This is a genomic window from Methylomarinum vadi (assembly GCF_000733935.1).
Taxonomy (GTDB): Bacteria; Pseudomonadota; Gammaproteobacteria; order Methylococcales; family Methylomonadaceae; genus Methylomarinum; species Methylomarinum vadi.
Genome location: NZ_JPON01000001.1, coordinates 3,517,825 through 3,544,596, shown reverse-complemented (window position 1 = coordinate 3,544,596; position 26,772 = coordinate 3,517,825). Strand labels below are relative to the sequence as shown.

General features: G+C 51.1%; 24 protein-coding genes and 2 pseudogenes. 20 read left to right on the top strand and 6 right to left on the bottom strand.

Annotated features, from left to right (window positions below; translation table 11 throughout):
• Positions 1-21: 21 nt before the first annotated feature.
• Both EP25_RS0117665 and EP25_RS0117655 read left to right on the top strand, forming a co-directional pair.
• Positions 22-929, top strand: a pseudogene (locus EP25_RS0117665) (tyrosine-type recombinase/integrase).
• Positions 926-2,023 (top strand): IS91 family transposase, encoded by a 1,098-nt coding sequence (locus EP25_RS0117655; RefSeq protein ID WP_036300033.1) that lies wholly within the window; start codon positions 926-928, stop codon positions 2,021-2,023. Before EP25_RS0117665 ends, EP25_RS0117655 begins: the two are co-directional and overlap by 4 nt.
• Before the next feature lie 356 nt (positions 2,024-2,379).
• Here EP25_RS0117655 and EP25_RS0117645 read toward each other — a convergent pair whose 3' ends face one another.
• Positions 2,380-3,108 carry a UDP-2,3-diacylglucosamine diphosphatase gene (locus EP25_RS0117645; RefSeq protein WP_031435111.1) on the bottom strand — a complete coding sequence of 243 codons (729 nt, stop codon included), beginning with the start codon at positions 3,106-3,108 and terminating at the stop codon, positions 2,380-2,382.
• Between the two features lie 168 nt (positions 3,109-3,276).
• The gene (locus EP25_RS0117640) at positions 3,277-3,789 is read right to left on the bottom strand and encodes a peptidylprolyl isomerase (protein WP_235185944.1); all 513 of its coding nucleotides are present in this window, start codon (positions 3,787-3,789) and stop codon (positions 3,277-3,279) included.
• A gap of 197 nt (positions 3,790-3,986) precedes the next feature.
• Here EP25_RS0117640 and cysS point away from each other — a divergent pair, with 197 nt between their 5' ends.
• The 7 genes from cysS (at position 3,987) to EP25_RS22605 (ending at position 11,393) form a co-directional block, all read left to right on the top strand.
• The gene (cysS, locus tag EP25_RS0117635; RefSeq protein WP_031435109.1) at positions 3,987-5,372 is read left to right on the top strand and encodes a cysteine--tRNA ligase; all 1,386 of its coding nucleotides are present in this window, start codon (positions 3,987-3,989) and stop codon (positions 5,370-5,372) included.
• Between the two features lie 24 nt (positions 5,373-5,396).
• Positions 5,397-6,026, top strand: coding sequence for a methenyltetrahydrofolate cyclohydrolase (gene fchA / locus EP25_RS0117630; RefSeq protein WP_031435108.1), 630 nt, complete (start codon positions 5,397-5,399; stop codon positions 6,024-6,026).
• A 429-nt stretch (positions 6,027-6,455) separates the two neighbouring features.
• Entirely contained in the window at positions 6,456-7,673 is a 1,218-nt protein-coding gene (locus EP25_RS0117620) for an HD-GYP domain-containing protein (RefSeq protein ID WP_051906825.1), read from the top strand.
• Between the two features lie 161 nt (positions 7,674-7,834).
• A complete protein-coding gene (locus EP25_RS22115; RefSeq protein ID WP_036300733.1) occupies positions 7,835-8,173 on the top strand; it encodes a hypothetical protein in 339 nt (112 codons plus the stop codon).
• The gene (locus EP25_RS0117610; RefSeq protein WP_031435106.1) at positions 8,170-9,027 is read left to right on the top strand and encodes an HDOD domain-containing protein; all 858 of its coding nucleotides are present in this window, start codon (positions 8,170-8,172) and stop codon (positions 9,025-9,027) included. The genes EP25_RS22115 and EP25_RS0117610 overlap by 4 nt, the downstream gene beginning before the upstream one ends.
• 16 nt (positions 9,028-9,043) lie before the next feature.
• Positions 9,044-11,047: an ATP-binding protein gene (locus tag EP25_RS0117605; protein WP_084191085.1), complete on the top strand. Its 2,004-nt coding sequence runs from the start codon at positions 9,044-9,046 to the stop codon at positions 11,045-11,047.
• Complete coding sequence (locus EP25_RS22605) at positions 11,016-11,393, top strand: response regulator (protein WP_051906821.1); 378 nt, start codon at positions 11,016-11,018, stop codon at positions 11,391-11,393. Before EP25_RS0117605 ends, EP25_RS22605 begins: the two co-directional genes overlap by 32 nt.
• Before the next feature lie 101 nt (positions 11,394-11,494).
• Here the strand turns inward: EP25_RS22605 and EP25_RS0117595 are convergent, their stop codons facing one another.
• The gene (locus tag EP25_RS0117595; protein ID WP_031435103.1) at positions 11,495-12,685 is read right to left on the bottom strand and encodes a pyridoxal phosphate-dependent aminotransferase; all 1,191 of its coding nucleotides are present in this window, start codon (positions 12,683-12,685) and stop codon (positions 11,495-11,497) included.
• Between the two features lie 360 nt (positions 12,686-13,045).
• On the opposite strand from EP25_RS0117595, the gene EP25_RS0117590 reads away from it, so the two are divergent.
• From EP25_RS0117590 to EP25_RS0117565, 7 genes are all read left to right on the top strand, one after another.
• Positions 13,046-14,011 (top strand): ABC transporter substrate-binding protein, encoded by a 966-nt coding sequence (locus tag EP25_RS0117590; protein ID WP_235185943.1) that lies wholly within the window; start codon positions 13,046-13,048, stop codon positions 14,009-14,011.
• Positions 13,995-14,234, top strand: coding sequence for a hypothetical protein (locus EP25_RS23960; protein WP_235185942.1), 240 nt, complete (start codon positions 13,995-13,997; stop codon positions 14,232-14,234). Before EP25_RS0117590 ends, EP25_RS23960 begins: the two co-directional genes overlap by 17 nt.
• The gene (locus EP25_RS22110; protein WP_235185941.1) at positions 14,231-15,952 is read left to right on the top strand and encodes a SpoIIE family protein phosphatase; all 1,722 of its coding nucleotides are present in this window, start codon (positions 14,231-14,233) and stop codon (positions 15,950-15,952) included. Before EP25_RS23960 ends, EP25_RS22110 begins: the two co-directional genes overlap by 4 nt.
• Positions 15,949-18,933 (top strand): ABC transporter permease subunit, encoded by a 2,985-nt coding sequence (locus tag EP25_RS0117580; RefSeq protein WP_031435101.1) that lies wholly within the window; start codon positions 15,949-15,951, stop codon positions 18,931-18,933. The genes EP25_RS22110 and EP25_RS0117580 overlap by 4 nt, the downstream gene beginning before the upstream one ends.
• Entirely contained in the window at positions 18,930-20,018 is a 1,089-nt protein-coding gene (locus tag EP25_RS0117575) for an amino acid ABC transporter ATP-binding protein (RefSeq protein WP_031435100.1), read from the top strand. Before EP25_RS0117580 ends, EP25_RS0117575 begins: the two co-directional genes overlap by 4 nt.
• A gap of 121 nt (positions 20,019-20,139) precedes the next feature.
• Positions 20,140-21,777: an IS1182 family transposase gene (locus EP25_RS0117570; protein WP_051906820.1), complete on the top strand. Its 1,638-nt coding sequence runs from the start codon at positions 20,140-20,142 to the stop codon at positions 21,775-21,777.
• Between the two features lie 99 nt (positions 21,778-21,876).
• Positions 21,877-22,212, top strand: coding sequence for an STAS domain-containing protein (locus tag EP25_RS0117565; RefSeq protein WP_031435098.1), 336 nt, complete (start codon positions 21,877-21,879; stop codon positions 22,210-22,212).
• A 19-nt stretch (positions 22,213-22,231) separates the two neighbouring features.
• On the opposite strand, the gene EP25_RS0117560 is transcribed toward EP25_RS0117565, so the two are convergent.
• Positions 22,232-22,723, bottom strand: coding sequence for an ATP-binding protein (locus EP25_RS0117560; RefSeq protein WP_031435097.1), 492 nt, complete (start codon positions 22,721-22,723; stop codon positions 22,232-22,234).
• Between the two features lie 324 nt (positions 22,724-23,047).
• On the opposite strand from EP25_RS0117560, the gene EP25_RS0117555 reads away from it, so the two are divergent.
• Positions 23,048-23,287, top strand: a complete 240-nt coding sequence (locus EP25_RS0117555; RefSeq protein WP_031435096.1) for a type II toxin-antitoxin system ParD family antitoxin — start codon at positions 23,048-23,050, stop codon at positions 23,285-23,287.
• Entirely contained in the window at positions 23,287-23,589 is a 303-nt protein-coding gene (locus EP25_RS0117550; protein WP_031435095.1) for a type II toxin-antitoxin system RelE/ParE family toxin, read from the top strand. The genes EP25_RS0117555 and EP25_RS0117550 overlap by 1 nt, the downstream gene beginning before the upstream one ends.
• A gap of 76 nt (positions 23,590-23,665) precedes the next feature.
• Here EP25_RS0117550 and EP25_RS0117545 read toward each other — a convergent pair whose 3' ends face one another.
• Positions 23,666-24,025: a hypothetical protein gene (locus tag EP25_RS0117545; protein WP_031435094.1), complete on the bottom strand. Its 360-nt coding sequence runs from the start codon at positions 24,023-24,025 to the stop codon at positions 23,666-23,668.
• The gene (locus tag EP25_RS0117540) at positions 24,012-24,353 is read right to left on the bottom strand and encodes a hypothetical protein (protein WP_031435093.1); all 342 of its coding nucleotides are present in this window, start codon (positions 24,351-24,353) and stop codon (positions 24,012-24,014) included. The genes EP25_RS0117545 and EP25_RS0117540 overlap by 14 nt, the downstream gene beginning before the upstream one ends.
• 204 nt (positions 24,354-24,557) lie before the next feature.
• Here EP25_RS0117540 and EP25_RS0117535 point away from each other — a divergent pair.
• A pseudogene (locus tag EP25_RS0117535) lies at positions 24,558-25,465 on the top strand (tyrosine-type recombinase/integrase).
• Positions 25,462-26,559, top strand: coding sequence for an IS91 family transposase (locus EP25_RS0117525; protein WP_036300033.1), 1,098 nt, complete (start codon positions 25,462-25,464; stop codon positions 26,557-26,559). The pseudogene EP25_RS0117535 and the gene EP25_RS0117525 overlap by 4 nt, the downstream one beginning before the upstream one ends.
• The last annotated feature ends 213 nt before the right edge of the window (positions 26,560-26,772 follow it).

The following is a 26,772-nucleotide window of genomic DNA, read 5'->3' as shown; positions in this document are numbered from 1 at the left end:
GAATCATGAGGTTACGCGACAATGACAACATCATTCGAACCCCATTTCAAGCAAAACTATCAAAGCCATCTGAAACACCTCAAACTTAAAGGGTTGCAGCCCAAGACGATCGAGGCCTATGCCCGTGCGATTCGACGTATCGGCCAGTATTTCAACGAAGACATCAATGCGTTGACCGAACAGCAACTGACCGATTATTTCACCGATTTGCTGGAGTCGCATTCTTGGAGTGCGGTCAAGTTGGACCTGTACGGTCTCAAGTTTTATTACACCCATGTACTGCGCAAGCCTTGGGTCGCGCCGCAGTTGGTCAAGCCGCCGAAGGCGCAACGTTTGCCGGATATCGTCACTGTCGACGAGGCGCGGTGTATCTTCCAGTCCACGCGTATTCTCAGTTACCGGGTGTTCTTTTTCACGCTCTACAGTCTAGGTTTGCGCCTCGGCGAGGGATTGCGTCTTGAGGTTGGGGATATCGATGCCGGTCGCCAACGCGTGCATATCCGAGATGCCAAGGGCAATAAGGATAGACTGGTGCCGTTGCCGGCTGCCACCCTGGATTTGCTACGCCGCTTCTGGCAAGTTCACCGGCATCCGGTCATGTTGTTTCCCAATCGCCATGGCGGTTTGAAGGGCGCGCAGCGCGCGCAGAGCCCTTTGGATCGCGGTGGCGTGCAAAAGGCTCTGCGCCAAGTCGCGCAAGACTGCGGTTTAAAAAAAAGATTACCCCGCACTGTCTGCGGCATAGCTATGCCACACATTTGATTGAAGCGGGCGTCGATCTACTGGAAGTGCAGAAAATCCTCGGTCACCACAGTATCCTCACCACTGCCCGCTATACTCACCTGACCGACGGCACGAATCAAAATACCGGCCAGTTGATTAATGCCTTAATGAATGGCTTCGACATCGACTGGGGGGCGGTCAAATGATCTTGCTTTCCGCCATCATCCAAACCTTCGAAGCCGAGTTTCTGGTCGCTTACCAGGGTCGCTTGTCACCCAGTCAGCGTCAGGCGCTGGCCGCGATGAAACACTGCCGCACGTCGCAAGGCCCTGTGATGTTGGCGCAATGCGATGATTGCGATCGGCAACGCTTGGTGCCGCATTCCTGCGGCCATCGCAGCTGCCCGCATTGCCAGTCGCACGAATCGCAACAATGGCTGGAAAGGCAGTTGCAGAAGCAGGTGCCGGCCGAATATTTTTTGCTGACGTTTACTTTGCCCAAAGAACTCAGGCCGTTGGCCTGGCAACAGCAACGTACGTTGTATGATCTGCTGATCCGCTGTAGTTGGGATACCGTCAACACCTTCACCCGCAACGATCAACAGCTTCAGGGCAATGCCGGTGCTATTGCTGTGTTGCATACCCATTCCCGCCGATTGGATTACCATCCGCATGTACACTTGGTGATGCCGGCGGCCGCCATCGATCCTGATAAACGACTGTGGCGCACCAAACAGGGTAAAAAGGGCCGGAAAGGCTATTTGTTCAATCACAAGGCAGTGGCCAAAGTGTTTCGGGCCAAATTGCTTGAAGCGATCTCGCAGGCCGGTTTGACATTGCCTGACTACTATCCGCAACAATGGGTCGTTGACGTCAAGTCGGTCGGACGCGGCGATAAAGCCTTGGTTTATCTGGGACGTTATCTCTATAAGGGCGTTATCCAGGAAAAGGACATTATTGCCTGCCGAGATGGCCAAGTAACCTTCCGTTACCAGGACAGCAAAACCAAAAAGTGGCAGACTCGAACACTACCCGGCGTGAAGTTTCTGTGGCTGATGCTCCGCCATGTTCTGCCCAAAGGCTTTAGGCGGACTCGCAACTTCGGCTTTTTGCACCCCAACAGCAAACGGCTGATTCGTCTGCTGCAAGTCTTGCTCGGCGTCAATCCCAATCGTGCTATCGCTTGGCTCAGGCCCCGCCCGAAACTCCAATGCCCATGTTGTGGTGGAACCCTGCAGATTATCAAAACGCGCATTCTCGGTTCTTCGGCTGTCATGGCATTGAATTCGACCAAAGCGTAGAGGCAAAACCGGTTATGTAAGCGGCATTTCTCACTGACCCAAACCGATCATCGGGCATTTTAGCACCGAGGCTTTCGTTCGGTCTGAATTCAGGGCAAAATGCCGCTAAAATCCGAAATTCCGGGTGTGATGATCAGCATCACGCCCATTTCAGCCCGTTTATCGACGTCAACGCTTGAAATGGGCCAACACATCCCCCAATCCTTCGAAAAGCTATTTTCTTATATAACGCTCCCTCCGAATACCGGGCTTGTCCAACAAACGGTTCAGATTGTGGCTCGCTCCGCGATTACAATCTAACCTTATTCGTTAGGACTCAATTATCCCGATGATACACGTTCATCCGCCGGATAACGTTAAACCAGCTTTTCGCGAGTGAACCCGTCGGGGGTCCAGCAGAGGATTTCGGCCGACTTTTTCCTCCAATCGGCCAGGACGAAGCGTTGCGCCCGCTGGCCATCGATCAGAAATTCATGCACCGCTGGCCGGTGGGTATGGCCGTGAATCAAGCGATTGCAGCCGTGATGCCGCATCGCTTCGACGACCGTCTGTTGATTGACGTCCATGATCTCCTGCGATTTCTTGCGCTTGTGAAAATGGCTGCGGAAGCGATACCAGCGCGCCGCCAGCAATCTCAGCAACAACGGCTTGGACAATACATTGCCGATCCATTCGGGGGTGCGCGACTTGGCCCGAAATGCCTGATAGGCGATATCATCCGTGCATAACAAGTCGCCATGAGTTAGCAAGGTCTTGCTGCCGAATAAATCGATGACATGATAATCCTCCAACAGAACGACCCCGGTTTCCTCGGCAAAGCGCTGGCCCAAGAGAAAATCCCGGTTTCCCAGCTGTAAAAAAACCCGCGTTCCGTTGGCGCTCAAGTGTTGCAGCCGCCGTTTAATCGCTTTGTTCGGCGGTGTGTTGTCATCGTCGCCAATCCAGGCGTCGAACAGATCGCCGAGAATGTAAAGCGCCTTGGCCCGACCGGCTCGGTGCTCGAGAAACGAGAGGAAGCGGCGGGTGATTTCCTTTTTTTCCAGCGAGATATGTAAATCGGAGATGAAGATGATTTCCTGTTGCAAGGGCGTCGCTATCATCGAGGCGAAAGAGCAGCATCGCAGCCGCCCTTCCGCGGGTTAAACTGTTCGTGCTTCAAAGTTTTTCTTGAGCTCCTCTCATCCGGCCTTCTCCCGGAAGACGAAGATATTGAGGGGCCGAATTTTGAAGAACGCTGCCTATGGGTGGAGACCTTATTCCAGCACGACGGCCTTTTCGATCACGATATTGGTTTTCGGCACATCTTGGTGCATGCCATTGTTTCCGGTCGGCACGCCGGCCATTTCATCGACCACATCCATACCTTCGACCACTTCACCGAATACCGCGTAGCCCCAGCCGTTTGGCGTTGGGCTGGTGTAGTTCAAAAAGCTGTTGTCTTTGTAATTGATGAAGAACTGGGCGGTGGCCGAATCCGGGTCGGGCGTACGCGCCATGGCAATGGTCCCGCGCTCGTTTTTCAAGCCGTTGTCCGCTTCATTTTTAATGGCGGCACGGGTTTCCTTCTGTTGGAAATCGGTATCGAAGCCGCCGCCTTGCGCCATGAAACCGGGAATGACGCGATGGAATATGGTGCCGTCGTAAAATCCGTCGCGAACATAGGCCAAAAAGTTTTCCGAGGAAATCGGCGCTTTTTCGGCATTCAACTCGATGACAATGTCACCCATCGTGGTGGTTAGTTTTACTTTTGTTTGACTATCCGACATTTTATTTTCCGTAGCGAATGAAAGAGTTGGTAAGATAAGTAGCATCAGGGAAAAAAGGATCCTGGTCATAGTTTTTCCTAGTTACGATGCAAAAGAACGATTCTATTGGTTTTTTCCTTGAAAGAGAAGTCAAAAACTTGGTAAATTGCTCGGTTTTTTACCGTTTTGGCTAAATCCATCAAAATTTTGTCGCGACCATGCTGAAAATTTATAACACCTTAACTCGAAGCAAAGAAACCTTTACTCCCAGAGTGCCCGGCAAAGTGGGTATGTATGTTTGCGGCATGACGGTTTACGATTATTGCCATATCGGCCACGCCCGCGTCATGGTCGTTTTCGACACGGTGGCGCGCTATTTCAGATATTTAGGTTACGACCTGACCTATGTTCGCAATGTCACCGACATCGACGATAAAATCATCCAACGGGCCAACGAGAATGGCGAGGATTTCAGCCGATTAACCGAACGTTTCATCGATGCGATGCATGAGGACGAACGCGCACTGTCGGTATTGCCGCCGGACATCGAGCCGAAAGCCACGCAATCGATGGACAGCATCATCGCCATGATCGAAAAACTGATCGCTAACGACCTCGCCTATGTCGGCAGCAACGGCGACGTGTTTTATTCGGTCGCCAAATTCGACAACTACGGCCGTCTGTCCGGCAAGAATATCGCGGAATTGCAGGCCGGCGAACGCGTCGAGGTGGATTCGGCCAAACGCGACCCATTGGACTTCGCTTTGTGGAAAATGGCCAAGCCCGGCGAACCATATTGGGAGTCGCCGTGGGGCAACGGCCGGCCCGGTTGGCATATCGAATGTTCCGCGATGTCGACCTGCTGCCTGGGCAACCATTTCGACATTCACGGCGGCGGCATGGATCTGCAGTTTCCGCACCATGAAAACGAAATCGCCCAATCCGAGGGAGCGACCGGCGAGAAATTCGTCAACTTGTGGATGCATAACGGTTTCGTGCGGGTCAACGAGGAAAAAATGTCCAAATCGTTGGGCAATTTTTTTACTGTTCGCGAGGTATTGAAACAGTACCGTCCGGAAATCATCCGTTTCTTTATTCTCACCAGCCATTATCGCAGCCCGCTGAACTATTCCGATGAACACCTGGACGAGGCCAATGCGGCATTGACCCGCCTGTATACGGCATTGCGCGGCATAGAAAGCGCCGACGGCAAAATCGACAAGGCCTATAAGGCCGATTTCGAGCAAGCCATGAACGACGACTTCAACACGCCGGAAGCGATAGCCGTGTTGTTCGACCTCGCCCGCGAACTGAACAAATCGAAAGACGATCCGGAAAGAGTCCGAAACCTGGCTTTCACCTTAAAGTCGCTAGGTTCCATCCTGGGGATTTTGCAGGAGGCCCCCGATACATTCCTGCAAGGCGGCAGCCATGAAGCCGGCTTGACGGAAGACGAAATCAAGTCCCTGATCGAGGAACGCGCCACAGCCAAGCAAAACAAGGACTGGAGCCAGGCAGACCAAATCCGCGACCAGCTAAAAGCTCAAGGCATCGTGCTTGAGGATGCGCCTGGAGGTAAAACCACTTGGCGCCGGGAAAGTTAATTTCAACTATTGGATAATTCGACCATGAGCGAAATCAAAGATCAATCGATAGCCCTTTTTCTCGATGCCTTGGCCAGCAAGGCGGCAACGCCTGGCGGCGGCAGCGCCGCGGCCGTGATGGGCGCGCAATCGGCCGCCTTGACCGGCATGGTCTGTAACCTGACCATTGGCAAGCCGAAATATGCCGAAGTGGAAAACGAAATGCGCTCGCTATTGGCAAAATCGGAAGCGCTACGCGCCAAACTTACCGACATGATCAAGGCAGACGTCGATGTCTTCAATAAATTGATGGCCTGCTACGGCCTGCCAAAAGACAGCGAAGAGGAAAAAACCACCAGAAGCGCGCGGATTCAAGCCGTTCTGAAGGAAGCGACGGACGTGCCGTTGGAATGCGCCAAAGCGTGCGCAGAAGCCATCGAACTGAGCCGCATTGCCGCCGACAAGGGCAATCTCGGAGTCATCAGCGACGCCGGCGTAGCGGTCATGGCCGGCTATGCAGCCCTGAAAAGCGCCGCCCTGAATGTCTATATCAATGCCGGCAGCATGAAAGATCGGGAATTCGCCGATGCCAAAATTACGGAGCTGGAAAAAATCCTCAACGGTGCCGACATTGCCAGCGAAGAAATATATCAACTGGTGAAGGCAAAACTTTAAGTCACGCAGACCGCGGCTCATCCCAACAGATTCTCGCGCCGATCATCATAGCCGCGAGAATCCTGGTTATACTTATCGCACTTCAATTTTCGGCAATATCTAAAGAGGCGCCGGGGTGTTCGGCAAAGGCTTTGCCAGCATGAATGCTGGCATAGAGCCTAAATGGACTTATTCACGGCGTCCTTTGACAGGCATCTCGGCGCCAAATTTTGAGCTACGATTAGGGATAATCACGTTGCCTGGCTAACCATCGTTTATTCTTGGGGTTAAAAGTCTCTAGCTGATACCACTGTCGCGATCGTTTTTGGTCTATATTTATTGTGTCGAGAGACTCCTGTTCGGCAATGAAAGAGATGTCATCAAGGCGCCAGACTAAATTTTGAACCATAACGGCTTCTCAGACCGAACAATTACCGCCTGCAAACCGAAATGAAAGACAACGCGACCAGAATCAACGTACAAGAACTGCGCATCGGCATGTTCGTCTGCGAATTGGATATTCCTTGGGAACAGTCTCCTTTTAGCGCATATAAGCAAGGCTTTATCATTCATTCGCGCGAACAAATCGCACAGCTGCGTAATTGTTGTACCTATGTTTCGATCGATGTGCAAAAGCAGAAACAGCAATACGGCGCCATTCCTACCCGCATAACGAAGGAATCCGACCGCGTTGCTTTTTACAAGGCGTTTTCACAAGCTTCCGACACCTACCGTTCGACCAATAACTTGGTCAAAAATGTCATGGACGACTTGCGGTTCGGCAATCAACTTAACACACGGGTAGCCAAGGAAGCGGTTTCCGATTGCGTCAATAAAGTGTTGGACAATTCCGACACGATGCAATTGTTAACCCAGTTGAAATGCATGGACGAATACACGACTCAGCACAGTCTGAATGTGTGTATCTTATCGATTCTGTTAGGCAAGCAGCTTAAACTATCCGAGGACAAGTTAAATAAACTGGGAATGTGCGGCCTGCTGCATGACATGGGAAAATCCAAAATCCCCTTGGCAATCCTCAATAAGGAAAGCGCACTAAACGCTGGGGAAATGGAAGTCATGAAAAGCCATGCACAATTAGGCCGGGATATCCTGCTTAACACACCAGGAGTCGAGCAGGATGCAATTGAAGTGGCTTATTCCCATCATGAACGCCTCAACGGCAGCGGTTATCCCAGAGGCTTGGTCAGCACCGAGCTTACCGCTTTTACCCGAATCGTTTCGATTGTCGATACTTATGACGCCGTCACCAGCGACAGGGTTTATCAAAAAGGCAAGCTTCATTTGGACGCCATCGAAATCTTGATCAAAGGACGCGGAACACATTTCGATAGCAAACTGGTCATGCAATTTATCGAATGTATCGGCATTTATCCGGTCGGCTGCCCGGTCGAAATGACGAACGGCGAGATCGCCTTGGTCATCGAAAGCAATCCGCACCAAAAAACCAAACCTAAAGTCCTGTTATTGCTGGATGAACAGAAACAACCCGTGATGCCAAAACTGATCGATCTGGCTTCCCCTGGGGCACTGGACCAGCACGGCAAGCCATATAAATTGTTCAAAGTGATTAAACATGACGCCTACGACCTGAATTTACTCGAGTACCATGAGGAAGGCATACTGGTTCAACATCTTTCGGCCTGAATCGAGATCCGAAAATAAGTAATTGCCGGGTCATTCAATCCATATACGGCCTTGGCCAGCCAGTTTGTCCGTTATGGTGACATTGAACGCCCAACCTTTGCAACGCTCCTTCAGGGTGGAACCATATCAAGATGCAAAACCAAAACGACGGTTAAATCACAATGGCTAAAATCAATACCAAAGACCTGGTTCCAGGCATGGTCTTGGCGAAAGATGCCGAACATGCCAACGGTCGTGTTCTCTTGAAGGCCGGAGCCCAACTCAACGAGAACCACATTAAAGTTTTTAAGACCTGGGGAATCAATAACGTCGAAATTACAACCGGCGAGGATAACTCCGTCCAACCCAAGCAGGATTATTCAGCCGATGAGATCAAACGGGCCCTCGATAAATCCCGGGTAAAATTTCAACACTGCGATATGAAACAGCCATTGATCAATGAATTGTTTCGTATCAGCGCCAAAAACAACCTGAAAAACCGGGGGACAAACAATCGATGAATTGGACTCCCGAAAAACTGGCCGACAAGGTTCTGACGATCACTTCATTGCCTACTATTTATTTAAAACTGGTTGAAACAGCCAATAACCCGGCCAGTTCCAATCAAGATTTTGTCACCATTATCAGCGAGGATGTCGGTCTTTCTGTCAGACTACTGAAATTGGTCAATAGCGCTTTTTTCGGTTACCCTTCCAAGATCGATTCGCTCAACCGGGCGGTGACGGTCGTCGGAATAAAGCAGTTGCAGGATCTCGCACTAGCGACATCTATTTTCGAAATGTTCCAAAATATTCCCAATGCCTACGTCTCAATGGAGTCTTTTTGGAAACACAGTATCGCTTGCGGCGTGGTGGCTCGAATCCTGGCTAATTATCGCCGCGACTTCAATATCGAACGGGCTTTCGTTTCGGGACTACTACACGATATCGGAAGCCTGATCATGTTCATGCTGATGCCCGAGGAGATCAATACCGTTTTTGCAACAGCCCGGTCACAACAGCAATTAGTTTATCGCACGGAAAAACAAATCTTGGGTTTCACCCATGCCCATGTTGGCAGCCAACTGCTTAAACGGTGGAAACTGCCCGAGCAAATCATTTATGCGGTCAACTACCATCATACTCCTAACACGGCCGACAGATTCAAGGTCGATGTTGCCCTTATCCATGTTGCCGATTTAATCATTACGGCCCTCGATTGCAACAGTAGCGGAGAACATTTAGTACCACCACTGAATAATGCGGCCTGGAAAGAACTGGGACTTTCCGTTTCGATTCTCGATGCGTTGTTAAGCGATTTTGAGCAACAATTTCAAGACGCCGTCGGCATTATCACCGCTAAAACCGATCATTGAAACACTAAGAGATCGAATGAAGACACCATCGGCTTACAATGCCCCCCCTGCCGAGCCAACAGACAAGCAGAAAATGGGCATCGACCATATTTTGCGGGAATGCAGTGAACAACTCAATGAACTGTTTACGTTCGAAGCCATGGCATTTTTCTTGATCGACGAGCAAGACCACAGTTTTAATTTAAGCTATTGCGAACCATCCAGCCTTGCCGCTCTTATCCAGGACGAAGTCGATCATCTTATCGAACAAGGCATTTTTGCCTGGGCCCTGAGCCAGACAAAGGCTGTCTTCGAATCCAGCCAAAATCACAAAACGCTCCTGCTGCACCCGTTATCGACACGTTCTCGTATTAGGGGCATGTTCGTCGCAGTCGTCGACCCTTTTCACGCTATCGAACAAGGCGATGCATTGAACCTGCTTAACGTCATTCTCCTCAGCACCACTAATATGTTGGAAAATTTCGAGCTGTATCGCTGCATACGCGCGCATAACAAACAGCTGGAAGAAATTATCGAACAACGAACGGCCGAACTGGAAAAGGCCCGAAATGACGCGGAGCAAGCCAACCAGGCCAAGAGCCAATTTCTGGCCAATATCAGCCATGAAATCAGGACACCACTGACCGCTATTCTGGGTTATGCCGACCTTATTCGTTACGGCCAGCTGTCCGACACAGAACAAGATAAAGCCGTTAAGGATATTCTGGAGTCTTCGAACCACCTTTCTGGAATAATCAAAGATATCCTGGACATCTCCAAAATCGAAGCCGGAAAGCTCGAACTGGAAATGCTTGCCACCGACCCGTTTCATTTATTGAATGAAATCGGCGCCATTATTCATGGAAAAGCCAAGGAAAAGGGATTGGACTTTAAAATTTATTACCGCTTTCCATTACCGCAAACACTGACAACAGACCCGACGCGGCTAAAACAAATATTATTGAATTTATGCTACAACGCCGTCAAATTCAGCGAGCGTGGCGAAATCACGATCACCATCCGCCATTCCATTGATGATCTCCAAACCCAATTTATCGTGACCGACAATGGTATTGGCATACCCTTGCAAGAACAGGCCAAACTTTTTCAAAAATTCGTGCAAGCGGATACTTCGACAACCCGTCATTACGGCGGTTCGGGCTTGGGACTCGCCATCTCCAAACAACTGGCGGAAATGTTGGGCGGAACGATTAGCATGCACAGCGTTCCGGGAAAAGGCAGTCAGTTTACGCTGACCCTGAAGTCTCATGCGTTGGATGATGCCTTGATATACAATCTCGAGCAATTACCCAAACAGGAAAAGGAGACCAACCCCTGGACCAGTTCGGAAAGACTGATGGGAAGTGTCTTGCTGGTAGAAGATAACCTCAACAATCAACAATTGATTTCCCTGTTCCTGACTAAGGCCGGGATTTCCGTCGAAATTGTCGATAATGGCAATAATGCCGTGGAAAAAGCCCTGCAAAATAATTACGACCTGATTCTGATGGATATGCAGATGCCCGGCATGGGAGGGCTGGAAGCAACCCAATTACTGCGCAACGTGGGCTATGGTGGCGCTATTATCGCTCTCACCGCAAATGCGACCGTAACCATCAAACAGCAATGCCACGACGCTGGCTTCGACGATTTTTTGAGCAAACCGATTGAACTGGATGCATTTTTCACCACGCTCAACCGTTTCTTGAAAACGCCGCCATCGATAAATAATGAGATCAATCTTAATGACCCGGATTTTCAGGCAATTTTGCAGGAATTTTTACGCGCCCTCCCCGCTACAATCGCAACCATGGAACGCGAATATCGAGGCCAAAACTGGCAAGAGCTAAAATCCCAGTCCCATCAATTGAAAGGAATCGCCGGCGGATATGGCCACCCCGATTTGGGGAAAATCGCCGCCTCGATCGAATCCGATCTCGAACAAGAAAATTTCCAACAAATAGCCTCGAAATTAACCGACTTACAAGAATATTCAACAAAGATAACAAATGAATTCAATTTCGGCATTGATCGTGGATGACAATATGGCCGCGCGGAAACTGCTCAGATCCGTGTTAATGGGGCTGGGCCGGCGAATTATTACCTTTGAAGCAGGCGGCGGCCATGATGCCATTCGTCAAATCAATTTGGGGCTTTATGACATTATTTTTCTGGACGTCGAAATGCCCGATATGAACGGCTTCGAGGTCATGAAGGAAATTTTAGTGGAAATTCCGGACCAATTCGTCGTCATCGTCAGTGCGAATGCCACTATAGACAATGTCAAAACCACGGTCGCACTAGGCGGCAAAGGCTTTATCGCTAAGCCCTATACCATTGCGAAGGTAAAAGGCGTTGTCGACAAATATTTGCAAACGAGAGGCTGAACTGGCGATTAAAGGGTTAAATCGGCCATACAGGAGATTTATCTGGTGGAAACACGAAAGGCGACAAAATTAGGTATTCGATCTGGCACTGGAACGCTTTCTTAAATTCCGAATAAGACTTCGATTCTGTCGAAAGCACGATTGATCATGTCGTCCGAAACACAATAAGCCATCCTGACGTGATGTTCTCCGGAAGGACCGAAAGCACTGCCCGGCGTAACGGTAACCTTGGCCTCGTTTAACAAACGTAGCGAGAACTCATAGGAATCTCGATGTTGGGCCACAATTTTGGGGAACACGTAATACGCCCCTTCCGGCTTGTTGTATGTAAAAACCTGAGGCATTACATCGAGGCGTTCACAGATCAATTCCCGGCGCTTAGCTAATATCGCTTCGAATTCGAGCAGATGTAACGGTTTGCCGCGCAAGGCCACGATGCCGGCAACCTGGGATATCCTCGGTGTACAGATCATGTTCAGGTCGTGAACCTTAACGGCCTCTTTTTTTAAAGGTTCCGGCAAAATCATATAACCGAGACGCCAACCGCTCATCGCATAGGCTTTAGAGAAGGTAAAGCAATAGACGATGTGGTCGGTCAATTCTTTTTCGGCAGCCAGGTTGAAATATTTAGCGCGCTGATCATAGGTGAAATGACAATACGGATCGTCGATCAGAATCATTAGGCCTTTTTGTTTTGCAATGCGGCCGATCCCGAGCAGTTCGCTTTTACTGAAAATTTTTCCGGTCGGATTGGACGGCGACACAATCACGATCGCCTTAGTTTTATCGGTGATCAAGCTTGGCAATGTTGCCAAATTCAAACGCCAGCCGTCTTCTTCATTCAGCGGCCAATACACGGGCTTGCCGCCGCATTGTTTAATTTGCTGAATATGCGAGGCGAAACAAGGATCGGTCAAAATGATTTCGTCGCCGGGATCGGTTAGGACATGAAAAATCGTACTGAGTCCCTGCATGTTTCCAGCCGTGATCATGACATTCCGGTCCGGGTCGACCGAGACCGCGTTTTCCAATTCGTGCTTTTCGGCGACCAGCCGACGCAGTTCCGGTAAACCGTCCGGCAAGGCGTATTTGCCGATATCGATATCGTGTTGTAGGCCTTCGATAACACCCTGCCTGATGTATTCCGGCGTTCTAAATGAGGGCAGCCCCCAAGCCAGGGAGGCCGCGTCTTCGACCTTGGCGCTTAACATCGCCATTTCTTTGATGGCGGAGATCTTAATTCCTGCGGTGTTTTCAGAAACCAGGTTGTCCAATCGATGGAATGTGTTCATGATCGTAATTTTTTGGGGTTAAGCATAACAAAAAAGCTGAAGAGATCTATCCTCTGTTAAATCGGTAATCTTCATTCCTCAGTTCATTATGGCTCATTAAAACAATTTACTGTTAGAGTCGAAACCGATGTAATTTAAAAAGCTAGCTGACAATTAACATTCAGATTGGGCCAGCTATTTCTTCCTCGTCTTGATTGCCAACCTGATACAACAGAAATTACTATAATCCACTAGCGTGGCTGATCGTAAAGAGGATCGTGAATGAGACGCCCTTACCCGAAAAGACAACCCTAAGCGGTGATGAATACGATGTCACCTAAGTGCCACCCTCCATTAAGAAAATATTCACTCACCGCCGTGATGTGTTTGTTGCTATGGTGGGTTATTGCGCTACCGATTTATTCGACCGAGCGTCCACTCAAAAAAGCCACCCTGATGCCGCTGTGGGAGCCGCAGGCGCAGTTCGCCGGCTATTACGTGGCGTTCGACAAAGGCCTCTATGCCAAGCACGGCATCGATTTAACGATTCTCCGGGCCGGTCCCGGCCATTCTCCCGTCGACGCGCTGAAGAAAGGCGCCGCCGACTTTGCCATTTTGTGGTTGACTTCCGCCCTGCGGCATCGTGCCGCCGGGATTCCGCTTGTCAACCTGGCTCAAACCAATCAGCGCTCGTCGATGCTGCTGATTGCGAAAAAGACATCCGGAATCGACACCATTGCCGACATGGACGGCAAAAAGGTAGGCTTATGGGAAGGAGACGTCTCCATTCCGCCTCGCGCCTTGTTCGCCAGACACCACATCAAGATTCACGCGGTGCGTCAGTCGCATACCGTCAATCTGTTTCTGCGCGGAGGCATCGACGTGACATCCGCGATGTGGTTCAACGAGTACCATACGATTATCAATTCCGGCATCGATCCCGAGGAATTAAACGTCTTTTTCCTCAGAGACCGGGGCATGAATCTTCTGGAAGACGGCATCTACGCGCTGCAAAACACCGTTTCCCACGACCCGGAGCTGGCGGCGGCATTCGTCGAAGCCTCGTTGCAAGGCTGGCGCTACGCCTTCGCTCACCCCGACGAAGCGCTGGATATCGTCATCAACTACATGCATGAGGCTCATTTACCCGCCAACCGTGTTCACCAGCGATGGATGCTGGAACGGATGCGGGACCTGATGATGCCCGCCGACACACAGACTAAACTCGGCGAATTGCGGGAGCAGGATTACGTGGCCGTAGGCCGGACCATGCAAGAACAGGGTCTAATCGACGACTATCCGGATTACAACGACTTTGCCTGGAGAGCCGATGGCGAGGAAAAGTAGCATTGTCGTCCGGCTCGTTCTGGTCATCACGCTGTTCAGCAGCGTGATTTTTTCTGTGACGCTCGGCTATAACTATTACCAGTCGCGTTCCCTTTTGCAAAACGAACTGGAAAGCAATGCGCGCAACCTCGCCATGTCGATAGTCTATCGGATAGAGACTCTGCTGACGGCGGTTGCCAAGGTGCCTCAAACGTCGCGCGTTCCCTTGAAATCGTCAACTTGAAGGAACGACAGCTTCTGTCTCTGATCGAAACCACCGTCGCAGACAATCCCGAGATATACGGCTCGGCCGTCGCCTTCGAGCCCTATGCCTTCAGCTCCGATGAGCGTCTCTATGCGCCCTATTATTACCGGAAGAACGGGATAATTGCCTTTGAACGGTTGGAAGTTTCCTACCAGCACTTGCCTTACCTGTATTGGGACTGGTATCAAATTCCGCGTGAGCTGGGCGAACTCGAATGGAGCGAACCCTATTTCGACGAAGGCGCCGGCAACATTCTGATGTCGACCTGTTCGGTGCCGTTTTATAAGCACGGCGATGGCGAAAAGCGACTTCAGGGTATTGTGACCGCGGACATTTCTCTCGAAGCTCTGACCGAATACATCAGCTCGGTCAAAATCCTTAGGACCGGTTATGCGGCCCTGTTTTCCCGCAACGGCATGGTGCTGGCCCACCCGTTGCAGGAGGCCATCATGAACGAAACTTTTTTCAGCATTGCGGAGGAACGCCACGACCCTTCGCTGCGGGAACTCGGCAAGAAAATGGTCAGGGGCGAATCCGGTTTCGTCCATTACACCAGCTTGGTCGGCATCAACGGCTGGATGTATTACACGCCGATCCCTTCTACCGGCTGGTCGTTGGCCGTCGTCTTTCCCGAAACAGAACTACTGGAAAATGTCCGCAAAATGAGCATGACCATGGCGACGATGGGGGGCGTCGGCATCTTACTGCTAATTCTGGCGGTCATTTCCATTGCCAAGGCGATCATCAAACCATTGCAAAGATTGACTGCGGCGACCGATGAAATCGCGACAGGAAACTTCGACGTGGCCTTGCCAATGCCGCAAACGAACGACGAAGTGAGCGTTTTGACCCACGATTTCCAGGTCATGGAACAGTCTTTGAAGGAGTACATCAAAAATCTGACCGAAACTACCGCGGCGAAGGAACGCATTCAGAGCGAGCTCAAGGTCGCGACCGATATTCAGGCAAGCCTGCTGCCTCGCATCTTTCCGCCCTTCCCCGAACATCCCGAATTTGAAATCTACGCATCGATGGTTCCCGCCAAAGAAGTCGGCGGCGATTTCTACGACTTCTTTTTCATCGACGAGAACAATCTCTGCTTCCTGATTGCCGACGTTTCCGACAAGGGCGTTCCCGCGGCCTTGTATATGATGGTGGCAAAAACCCTGCTGAAGACCGAAGGCCAGCGGCTGAAGGAGCCGGCCAAGATCCTCTCTTCCGTCAACACCATACTCGCGGCGGACAACGAAAGCTGCATGTTCACGACGGTATTCTGCGCTATCCTCGACATAACCAGCGGACACGTTCGCTTCTCAAATGCCGGCCATAACCCGCCGCTGATTATCGATTCGCGGCGCGCGCGATACCTGAAGCCGAAGCCGGGCTTGATGCTGGGGGCGATGGACGATACCGTCTTCGTGACCGAGCACCTCCAATTGGAACAGGAAGGCATCCTGTTTCTCTATACCGATGGCGTGACCGAGGCAAAAAATCCATCGGAAGAACTTTTTGGCGAACAGCGCTTGCTGACTGCGTTGCAATCCGCCCCTGATACAAACGTGACGAACATGGTCCATAACATCGGTTTGGAAGTGGCGCGTCATGCCGACGGGGCTTCCCAGTCGGACGACATCACGATGTTGGCGCTAAAAATGTCTAAGAAACGGCCGGCCACTATGGGCAAGGAGAAAAGATGAAAAAGGCAATACCCATCTTGCTGTTCTTGCTGGCAACCGTTGCGTTTGTCAGCGGCTGCAGAAAAAACGACATCGTCATCACCCGTCTCGATGATGCCAAACAGGCAAGCATCGGGGTCATGACCGGGTCGACCGGTGAAGCCATCACGCTCGCCAGGTTTCCACAGGCTCAGGTCAAAAGTTTCGACGATATCATGGACGCCGTCGCCGCGCTGAAATCCGGCCAATTGGATGCCATCGTCACGGCATTTCCCGCCGCGCTTCAGGTGTCGAAAAAGAACCCGGAATTCACCGTGCTGTCCGAACCACTCGACCACGAAAATACCGCGATCGCTGTCAGAAAAGGCAATGACGAGTTGCTCGCGACATTGAACCGGATCATCACCGAACTGAAAAATGACGGCACCCTGGCCTCGATGAAAAAGCGTTGGTTCAAACCGGATTTAAGCCCTTATGAAGAATTGAACATCACCCTCCCGAGTGAGGGGACGCCGCTCAAAATAGGGGTCAGCGCGACACGGGAACCGTTCAGTTTTGTCGACAAAAACGGCAGGGTCAGCGGTCATGACGGCGAGTTCGCCCGAATTATCGGCGCCAAACTTCACCGGCCGGTCGAATTTTACAACATGAAATTCATGGCGCTGATCCCCGCCCTGCAATCCGGCAAGGTCGATATCATCGTCACCGGCATGACGGCGACCAAGGAACGCAGTCAATTCGTCGATTTTACCCAGCCGTATTACGCCAATGCGCAGGTGATGCTGGTTAAACGAGCGCCCTCGACCGGCTCCGCCGGCGACCCGGAAAAACTGATCATGCAAACGCTAAAACTTTCCTCGGTCGCGGACCTGGAAAACAAGCGCATCGGCGTGCTGCTGGGTTCGGCGCACGACACCTATGCGACGAAACACTACCCCGATGCGACGATTCTGCAATACAAGTCGCCGGCGGATGTCGCGTTGGCGGTCAAGACCGGCAAGGTAGACGTCGCTTTGTACGATGCCGAACCGCTACGCGAAATCATGCGTGATGACGATAGTTTCGCGCTGTTGGGCGGCTCTCTATTCGACTTCGATGTAGCCGCCGGTTTCAAGAAAGATAATCAACAGCTCAGGAATCGTTTCAATGAATTTCTGGCGCAAATCAAGCAAAACGGCATCTACGCCGACATGCTGCGGCGTTGGATGGAAAGACGCGATATCCAATTGCCCGTCATCGCAAACAGCCAAAACAACGGCGTTCTGGTCGTCGGCGTCAGTGACGCGGGGATGCCTTTTGTCGCGCTTCGAGACAACCAATGGGTGGGCTTCGATATCGAATTGTCGGAGCGATTCGCGGCCTATCTCGGCAAAAAAATCAAATTCGATAATATGGATTTCGGCAGCTTGATCGCCGCGGTGTCCACCAGCAAGGCCGACATCATTATCAGCTCTATCTATGTCACCGAGGAAAGAAAGAAACAGATCGACTTCTCCAATCCCTACTTCAAGATGGGCACGCGGGTTTTCGCGCTGAAGAAAAACGTCGTCACCGACAAACTCATGACGGTCGCCGATTTAAGCGACAAGCGTATCGGTGTGCTGCTGGGGTCGGTCTATGATACCTATGCGACCGAACATTATCCGAACGCCCAGATTCTGCAGTACAAATCGCCGTCCGACCTGGTATTGGCGGTCCGATCCGGTAAGATCGATGCCGGCATTTACAACCGGGCGAACTTGATTCAGATCTTGCGCGAAGACCAGGAATTAGCCTTATTGGGCGAGCCGGTGCTGTCCATTCCGGTCGGCATGGGTTTCAACCAAAACAACGACGTCTTGCGCGAACAATTCAACGCCTTCCTGAAACAAATTCAAGCGAACGGCGTGTTGAATGATGTCGTGGATCGCTGGATCGAACAAGGTAACAGCATAATGCCCGAGATCGCCAATGCGGGTAGCAATGGCGTGCTGATAGTCGGCATCGTCAGCGATAAGGGACTGCCTTTCGCCGTCATTCAAAACAACGAACTGATCGGTTTCGATATCGAATTGGCCGAGCGCTTCGGAGCCTATATCGGTAAAAAAGTCAAATACGCCGACATGGAATTCGGCAACCTGATCGCCGCCGTCTCAGCCGGCAAGATCGACATGATCGACAGCACGCTGATGATCACCGACGAACGCAAGACCCGGATCGATTTTTCCGAGCCTTACTTCGAATTGAAGGCCAGCGTCTTCGCGTTGAAAAAAAATCTGGCGGCCTACGACAGCCCATCCGATAGCACGACGGCATCCTCATCCTTCCTTACCCGCATCGCCAACAGTTTTTACAGCAACATCATCCATGAGCAACGCTACTTATTGATCTGGGACGGACTGAAGACCACCGTCGTCATTTCGATCTTTGCGACGCTGTTCGGGACGCTGACCGGCGCCTTGGTCTGTTTCATGAGGATGTCGAAACGCCCGGTTTTGAACTTGCCCGCCAAAATCTATATCAACCTCCTGCGCGGCATGCCGGTACTGGTGCTGTTGATGCTGATCTTCTATGTCGTGTTCGCGTCGGTCAATATCAGTCCGGTGCTGGTCGCCATCATCGCCTTCGGCCTGAATTTCGGCGCCTATGTTTCGGAAATGTTCCGCACCGGCATCGAAAGCATCGACAAGGGCCAGACCGAAGCCGGTATCGCGATGGGCTTCACGAAGCTACAAACCTTTATCTTCATCGTGCTGCCGCAGGCCGTGCAGCGCATCTTGCCGGTGTACAAGGGCGAATTCATTTCCTTGGTCAAGATGACGTCTATCGTCGGCTACATCGCGGTGCAGGATTTGACCAAGGCCAGCGATATCATCCGCGCCCGCACCTTCGACGCCTTTTTTCCGTTGATCATGGTGGCGATTCTGTACTTCGTGATCGCCTGGGTGCTGATGCTGTCATTGGAATACCTGGAACGAATTACCGATCCGAAATACAAACGGCGTAAAGGAGCCCAGTCATGATCAAAATCGACCATCTGTCCAAGAAATTCGGCGACCTGGTCGTGCTGAAGGACATTACCACCGAAATAAAAACCGGGGAAGTCGTCTCGATCATCGGACCTTCCGGCACCGGCAAGAGCACCCTGCTGCGCTGCCTGAACCTGCTCGAACTTCCGAGCGGCGGCTCTATCCGAATAAACGGCGTGGATATTCTGGATAAGAAGACCAATGTCGCCGAAATACGCCAAAAGATGAACATGGTATTTCAATCATTCAATCTGTTTTCCCACCTGTCGGTGCTGGAAAACCTCACCATCGCACCGATCAGGCTTAAAGGCATCGGCGAGCAAAACGCCAAGATCAAGGCGCTTGAATTGTTGCGTTTGGTGGGGCTGGCGGAAAAGGCCGGCAGTTATCCGGATGAACTTTCCGGCGGCCAGCAACAACGCGTGGCCATTGCTCGTTGTCTCGCCATGGACCCGGAAATCATTCTGTTCGACGAGCCGACGTCGGCGCTGGACCCGACCATGGTCAGGGAGGTGCTCTCGGTCATCCGCCGCCTCGCCAAGGAAGGCATGACGATGGCGATCGTCACCCATGAAATGGATTTCGCCCGCGATGTATCGAACCGAATATTGTATATGGACGAGGGGATCATCTACGAAGAGGGGCCCCCGGAACAGCTTTTCGAGAATCCGCTCAAGGAAAAGACCCGGGCTTTCATCAACCGGGTGCGCAGCTACACCTGCCGCATCAATTCTCCAGATTACGATTTGTATGCGATGAATGCGGAAATCGAGGCCTTTTGTGAAAAGCAGATCCTGCCCAAGAAAACCCGATACAATTTGCTGCTATTGGTCGAGGAATTACTGCAAATCTATAACCCTTATCTGCGCACGATCGTTCTGGATATGACCATCGCCTATTCGGAAAAGAACGAACGCCTCGAAATCATCTGCGAAAGTAACGGAGAGGAAGGCAATCCGCTCGAAAGTCCGAGTATAAGCGATGACCTGGGCTTGATGATTATTAAGAATTTGACCGAAAGCATCGAATATCGGTGGATCGACGGCAAAAACCGATTACAATTGCTGCTTAAGGCCTAACGATCATGGCGCTTGATCGTTCCCTCTCCCCGGCCCTCTCCCAGAGGAGGCTGTCGTAAAAGCCCCCCAACCAGCTACATACGGTAAAATAACCCTGTCCAAACCTATTAGAAATAGATCAATGGCAGCCGAAGCGAACATTAGACCCGTCAAGACATTGTATAGCGCCAAGCAATATTCGCTATTCGATGAATGCGAGGTTGAACCGTTACCTGAGTTGATCGCTCAATCGATCTCAAGCGAACCGATGGCCCGTTTTGAAGCGCCCGACCCGCGCGGCTTATCGATCAACGGTAAACCGCTCGGCGAACATCTGGAGCACGCCGGCTTAACCATCCCGTTGAAATTGCGCCCCTTCTTGCAATCGCTATCCTTCGCCGAGTTCGAAGCCCGTTATCGGCCCGGCGGGCGTCCGCCGTATGCGCCATGTGCGATGGTGGGGATCATTCTCTACGGCCTGTTACAAGGCATCAGCAGCCTGCGCGACTTGGAGCGTTTAGCTCGAGCCGATGTGGGGTGTTGGTGGCTAAGTGGCGGTATCATGCCGGATCACTCCGTCATTGGCCGTTTCGTCCATCAGCATGCCGACTCATTGACGACCGAATTTTTCGATCAACTAACGCGTCGTACTTTGAAAGTCACCGGCTCCGGCACGACGGCGTTGGCGGGTGACGGTACCGTGATCGAAGCCATGTCCTCCCGGTTTCGATTGATGAAGGAAGAAGCGCTCAACCAAGCCTTGGCGCAAGCGAAGGAAGCCGCGCAAGCCAACCCAAACGATGCGGCTGCGACTAAGCGTATGAACGGTCTGGAACAAGCCCAAGCCGAGCTAAAGTCTCGCCAGCAAAAACAAGCCGCCAAAGGCAAAGATCCGGCCAAGACCCAAGTACAAAGCAACGAGCCGGAGGCGGTATTACAGCCGCAAAAGAACTCCAAAGACTTTCGCAGCAGTTATAAACCGTCGGTATTGGCGAACGACAATCGAGTGATCGTGGCTTGCGACGTTCATCCTTCCAGTGAAACCGAGGTGGTGCCGGGCTTACTGGATCGCGCCCAAGCCCTGGGAGGCGTCGAAACAGCTCTGTTCGATGCTGGCTATTTCAGCAATGGCGTCTTGGATACTGCTGAGCAACACAACATCGAATTGCTTTGTCCGGAAGGCCAAAGTGAAGGAGACGATTGGAACAAACAATCCAACAAACAAATCCCCAAAAGCCGCTTTATTTATCAGGCCGACGACGACACTTATCGCTGTCCGGGGCAACAACGCTTGACTCGCCGTCACACCTGCAAAGGCGGTAAAAGTGGCCATGCTTATACCGTCTACGCCTGCGATGCCTGTTCAGACTGTCCGCTGAAATCCCAATGCACGCGTAGCGAAAGCGGTCGCACCCTCAAACGCTATGACAGCGATACCCAAAAAGAAGCCCTGCGCCTGAAAATGGCCCAGCCCGAACCTCGGCAACGCTATCGGCAGCGGCAGGCCATGGTGGAGCCAGTCTTCAGTCAGCTACGCGGTCGCCAAGGCTTGAATCGCTTTCGCCGTAAAGGTTTGGCGGGTGTCAAAGTAGAGTTCGCCTTGCACGCCATGGCTTACAATCTGAGCCGCGCCTTAGTGGCAGCTCTTTTTCGTGCTTTATATCATTGGCTTAGCCGGTTTATGAGCTCGTTTGACCGAATGGTCGACATTTGGCTGAGTTACACTACTGACTTGCCAACTTCGCCGACCGTGGAAAATACGGCCGGTTTCCAGTGGTAAATCAAAGAAATTGGGGTTTTACGACGCCCTCCAGAGGACGAGGGGGATTAAGGCCCGCGTCGCGACTTTCATAGTAAATACGCATAAAGAACAACGTCCATGGATTTGCAGACCACCATAGAAAATAACGCCACCATCGTAACGATCAGTGGCAGGCTAGATGCGGTAACCGCCCCGGAGTATGAAAAAAGAATCCGGGAAATGATTGCCGGCGGCACTAACGACTTTGTCGTGGACTTTGCACAACTCGATTACATCAGCAGCGCTGGACTTCGGGCTCTGCTGTTGATGGCCAAGCTGCTGAAGGAGAAAAACGGCAATGTCTGCTTTGCCAACGTCAACGGCAACGTCCGCTCGGTCTTCGAGATGTCAGGCTTCGCGTCCCTGTTCAAGATGGAAAACTCCGTCGCCGAAGCGCTGGCGACACTCACCTAATTCACGGTCTTTTTGCGCTTTATTCCTTATTTTGATGAGATAAGCGCTTACGCAGCACGATCATATTTCCAGTACCGTCATAATAGGCATGGACATCGTCCATAATTTTCTTAACCAAGTGCACGCCGAGGCCGCCGATCGGGCGATCGTTAATATCCTGGTCCAACTTGGGTTCCGGGACTTGTACGAACGGGTCAAATTGAGGCGCGTCGTCTTCGAGAACGATCTCCAACCATTCCGCCGTACTGTTTATTTGCACGTGAATTAACCGGTCCGAGGCACCGCCTAGACCGTAATTGATTGTGTTGGTAATCAATTCTTCCAGGCACAAGTTGACGGAGAACGCCAGATCGCTGTCGGTCAGTACGTTGTCGACGGTATCGGCCAGCGTCTCGATTTCTTCGAGTCGCGTTGATATTTGGCAATCCACCAACACTTTCTTGTTGGACGCGTCAAGACGAGACCCCTTCGATTTAACTTTGTTATTTTGATTAGGTTTGTTGGTTTTCACGCTATCGATACCCGCAACAACGACTATGGTTCTTGAAAACCTTACGGATTACCCGCCTCTTGTGACTGGCCAAGTTGAACCGGGCTTAGCATATTGATGTTATTGCACAACGAATCATGTCGCTACAATAAATTATGAATCTTGGCGTAATACATTTATTTTCGCGTATCAGACACCAACAATTTCGTCCGAACCGACGACACGCCCCCTATATCCGAATGTGTAGCACGACGATAGGAGCGTGGCGTTTGACGGTCAAGTTGACCCGTTGGTTATGGTTTTGTACCATCAAATACCCATATTTGATATTGGAGGCACCCTGACATGCCCAAAAACACCAGTATGACCCTTGGTGACCACTTTGATGGTTTTATAGCCCAACAAATAGCAGAGGGACGCTATGCCTCTGCCAGCGAAGTTGTACGTGCAGGCCTTAGAATGCTTGAAGACTACGAACACAAGATTGCCACTCTCCGACGCTTGCTTGAAGAGGGCGAAAACAGTGGCACAGCTGAGTACAGCTATGAAGGCCTCATGAACGATCTGGATGATGAGTTTGGTTAATGGGTACATTTCAACTTACCAACCAAGCCAAATCTGACCTAAAGTCCATTGCTGCATACACCCAAAGGAAATGGGGCAAAGAACAACGACGAATTTACTTGAAACAATTTGACGATGCTTTCCATTTGCTTGCTGATACCCCAGATATTGGCATTGCTTGTGACTACATAAAAATAGGCTACCGAAAACTTCCTGTTACTGGCCACATCGTTTTTTACCGAACTCTCTCAGAAAACAAAATTGAAATTGTTCGAGCTCTCCATAAAAGAATGGATGCGATACCTCACCTAAATGAGCCATAACGCCAGCCGTAACCAGTGCGTTTGTAGTGAGCGCAGCGAACGAAAAATGCGCCCGAGTTTACGGCATTGTTAGCTTTCACTGTCCACTTGTGGTTTCTAGACCACCTTCTTTGAATTTGTTTGCTGCGGCAATTATTAAGCTTTGGACTATCGCAGGTGACGTCAATCCTATTTGAAATGCCAATACAGGACTTATTTTGTCGCCGTTTGCTAAGTATATTATTACAACTGCCGAGCCAAGTATTGGAAGTGAGACAAGCAAAAAGACAAAGTACAAGAAATATCGACCGTTCGAGAATTTATTTTCTGGCTTCCGAGAAAAATGCTCGGCCATTTTCATTCCAAAAAGAACTACTCCACCAAAAAAGGCGATAAAAATCAGAAGTTGATTCGAGCTAATTAGTTGCGTAATTGAAACCCCATCAGGAGAAGTCATCAAAACTCTCCTTTTTCGTAGCGAAATAATCGATAAACCTATCGAGTGTTGTGGCGGTTTTTTCAAATTTTTCTTTGGTGGTAATTAGTAATTTGCCATTTTTCGACTTACGCGGGTAAATCTTCACCGCACCGCGCAAATTCTGATCGTTACGCAACACTTCCACCACCTGCGGCTCTCTCAAATGTGTTGATGTTGCTATGCCTTTTATGGTTCGTGCGACATAGCGACGATCATTTAATGCCTCGAAGATTTTTGCACTCATTTCCGCGGACATAATTGGGCCTTTACGGGCAGCGCGTGTGCTTCGGTGTTTTTTTCTGCTCATTGACGCCTCAAATTCGTAATTTCAAAGCTAACGCCAAGCTCACCCGAGGAAAACCGCGTAGCGGTTTTTGGTCGGGTGGAATGCCGTGTTGGACGAAGCCGCTAACGCGGAGAAAAGCGGCAGTAGCCGGTAATTTATAAAATGTAATCTCACGCCCTCTTTTAAGAGGGATTATTCCATGACGAATCATGAGGTTACGCGACAATGACAACATCATTCGAACCCCATTTCAAGCAAAACTATCAAAGCCATCTGAAACACCTCAAACTTAAAGGGTTGCAGCCCAAGACGATCGAGGCCTATGCCCGTGCGATTCGACGTATCGGCCAGTATTTCAACGAAGACATCAATGCGTTGACCGAACAGCAACTGACCGATTATTTCACCGATTTGCTGGAGTCGCATTCTTGGAGTGCGGTCAAGTTGGACCTGTACGGTCTCAAGTTTTATTACACCCATGTACTGCGCAAGCCTTGGGTCGCGCCGCAGTTGGTCAAGCCGCCGAAGGCGCAACGTTTGCCGGATATCGTCACTGTCGACGAGGCGCGGTGTATCTTCCAGTCCACGCGTATTCTCAGTTACCGGGTGTTCTTTTTCACGCTCTACAGTCTAGGTTTGCGCCTCGGCGAGGGATTGCGTCTTGAGGTTGGGGATATCGATGCCGGTCGCCAACGCGTGCATATCCGAGATGCCAAGGGCAATAAGGATAGACTGGTGCCGTTGCCGGCTGCCACCCTGGATTTGCTACGCCGCTTCTGGCAAGTTCACCGGCATCCGGTCATGTTGTTTCCCAATCGCCATGGCGGTTTGAAGGGCGCGCAGCGCGCGCAGAGCCCTTTGGATCGCGGTGGCGTGCAAAAGGCTCTGCGCCAAGTCGCGCAAGACTGCGGTTTAAAAAAAAGATTACCCCGCACTGTCTGCGGCATAGCTATGCCACACATTTGATTGAAGCGGGCGTCGATCTACTGGAAGTGCAGAAAATCCTCGGTCACCACAGTATCCTCACCACTGCCCGCTATACTCACCTGACCGACGGCACGAATCAAAATACCGGCCAGTTGATTAATGCCTTAATGAATGGCTTCGACATCGACTGGGGGGCGGTCAAATGATCTTGCTTTCCGCCATCATCCAAACCTTCGAAGCCGAGTTTCTGGTCGCTTACCAGGGTCGCTTGTCACCCAGTCAGCGTCAGGCGCTGGCCGCGATGAAACACTGCCGCACGTCGCAAGGCCCTGTGATGTTGGCGCAATGCGATGATTGCGATCGGCAACGCTTGGTGCCGCATTCCTGCGGCCATCGCAGCTGCCCGCATTGCCAGTCGCACGAATCGCAACAATGGCTGGAAAGGCAGTTGCAGAAGCAGGTGCCGGCCGAATATTTTTTGCTGACGTTTACTTTGCCCAAAGAACTCAGGCCGTTGGCCTGGCAACAGCAACGTACGTTGTATGATCTGCTGATCCGCTGTAGTTGGGATACCGTCAACACCTTCACCCGCAACGATCAACAGCTTCAGGGCAATGCCGGTGCTATTGCTGTGTTGCATACCCATTCCCGCCGATTGGATTACCATCCGCATGTACACTTGGTGATGCCGGCGGCCGCCATCGATCCTGATAAACGACTGTGGCGCACCAAACAGGGTAAAAAGGGCCGGAAAGGCTATTTGTTCAATCACAAGGCAGTGGCCAAAGTGTTTCGGGCCAAATTGCTTGAAGCGATCTCGCAGGCCGGTTTGACATTGCCTGACTACTATCCGCAACAATGGGTCGTTGACGTCAAGTCGGTCGGACGCGGCGATAAAGCCTTGGTTTATCTGGGACGTTATCTCTATAAGGGCGTTATCCAGGAAAAGGACATTATTGCCTGCCGAGATGGCCAAGTAACCTTCCGTTACCAGGACAGCAAAACCAAAAAGTGGCAGACTCGAACACTACCCGGCGTGAAGTTTCTGTGGCTGATGCTCCGCCATGTTCTGCCCAAAGGCTTTAGGCGGACTCGCAACTTCGGCTTTTTGCACCCCAACAGCAAACGGCTGATTCGTCTGCTGCAAGTCTTGCTCGGCGTCAATCCCAATCGTGCTATCGCTTGGCTCAGGCCCCGCCCGAAACTCCAATGCCCATGTTGTGGTGGAACCCTGCAGATTATCAAAACGCGCATTCTCGGTTCTTCGGCTGTCATGGCATTGAATTCGACCAAAGCGTAGAGGCAAAACCGGTTATGTAAGCGGCATTTCTCACTGACCCAAACCGATCATCGGGCATTTTAGCACCGAGGCTTTCGTTCGGTCTGAATTCAGGGCAAAATGCCGCTAAAATCCGAAATTCCGGGTGTGATGATCAGCATCACGCCCATTTCAGCCCGTTTATCGACGTCAACGCTTGAAATGGGCCAACACATCCCCCAATCCTTCGAAAAG

Coding starts and splice junctions, on each gene's coding strand:
- EP25_RS0117655 (WP_036300033.1), top strand. CDS start 926: ATGATCTTGCTTTCCGCCATCATCCAAACCTTCGAAGCCGAGTTTCTG.
- EP25_RS0117640 (WP_235185944.1), bottom strand. CDS start 3,789: ATGTCGGATAGTCAAACAAAAGTAAAACTAACCACCACGATGGGTGAC.
- cysS (WP_031435109.1), top strand. CDS start 3,987: ATGCTGAAAATTTATAACACCTTAACTCGAAGCAAAGAAACCTTTACT.
- fchA (WP_031435108.1), top strand. CDS start 5,397: ATGAGCGAAATCAAAGATCAATCGATAGCCCTTTTTCTCGATGCCTTG.
- EP25_RS0117620 (WP_051906825.1), top strand. CDS start 6,456: ATGAAAGACAACGCGACCAGAATCAACGTACAAGAACTGCGCATCGGC.
- EP25_RS22115 (WP_036300733.1), top strand. CDS start 7,835: ATGGCTAAAATCAATACCAAAGACCTGGTTCCAGGCATGGTCTTGGCG.
- EP25_RS0117610 (WP_031435106.1), top strand. CDS start 8,170: ATGAATTGGACTCCCGAAAAACTGGCCGACAAGGTTCTGACGATCACT.
- EP25_RS0117605 (WP_084191085.1), top strand. CDS start 9,044: ATGAAGACACCATCGGCTTACAATGCCCCCCCTGCCGAGCCAACAGAC.
- EP25_RS22605 (WP_051906821.1), top strand. CDS start 11,016: ATGAATTCAATTTCGGCATTGATCGTGGATGACAATATGGCCGCGCGG.
- EP25_RS0117595 (WP_031435103.1), bottom strand. CDS start 12,685: ATGAACACATTCCATCGATTGGACAACCTGGTTTCTGAAAACACCGCA.
- EP25_RS0117590 (WP_235185943.1), top strand. CDS start 13,046: ATGTGTTTGTTGCTATGGTGGGTTATTGCGCTACCGATTTATTCGACC.
- EP25_RS23960 (WP_235185942.1), top strand. CDS start 13,995: ATGGCGAGGAAAAGTAGCATTGTCGTCCGGCTCGTTCTGGTCATCACG.
- EP25_RS0117580 (WP_031435101.1), top strand. CDS start 15,949: ATGAAAAAGGCAATACCCATCTTGCTGTTCTTGCTGGCAACCGTTGCG.
- EP25_RS0117575 (WP_031435100.1), top strand. CDS start 18,930: ATGATCAAAATCGACCATCTGTCCAAGAAATTCGGCGACCTGGTCGTG.
- EP25_RS0117570 (WP_051906820.1), top strand. CDS start 20,140: ATGGCAGCCGAAGCGAACATTAGACCCGTCAAGACATTGTATAGCGCC.
- EP25_RS0117565 (WP_031435098.1), top strand. CDS start 21,877: ATGGATTTGCAGACCACCATAGAAAATAACGCCACCATCGTAACGATC.
- EP25_RS0117555 (WP_031435096.1), top strand. CDS start 23,048: ATGCCCAAAAACACCAGTATGACCCTTGGTGACCACTTTGATGGTTTT.
- EP25_RS0117550 (WP_031435095.1), top strand. CDS start 23,287: ATGGGTACATTTCAACTTACCAACCAAGCCAAATCTGACCTAAAGTCC.
- EP25_RS0117545 (WP_031435094.1), bottom strand. CDS start 24,025: ATGACTTCTCCTGATGGGGTTTCAATTACGCAACTAATTAGCTCGAAT.
- EP25_RS0117540 (WP_031435093.1), bottom strand. CDS start 24,353: ATGAGCAGAAAAAAACACCGAAGCACACGCGCTGCCCGTAAAGGCCCA.
- EP25_RS0117525 (WP_036300033.1), top strand. CDS start 25,462: ATGATCTTGCTTTCCGCCATCATCCAAACCTTCGAAGCCGAGTTTCTG.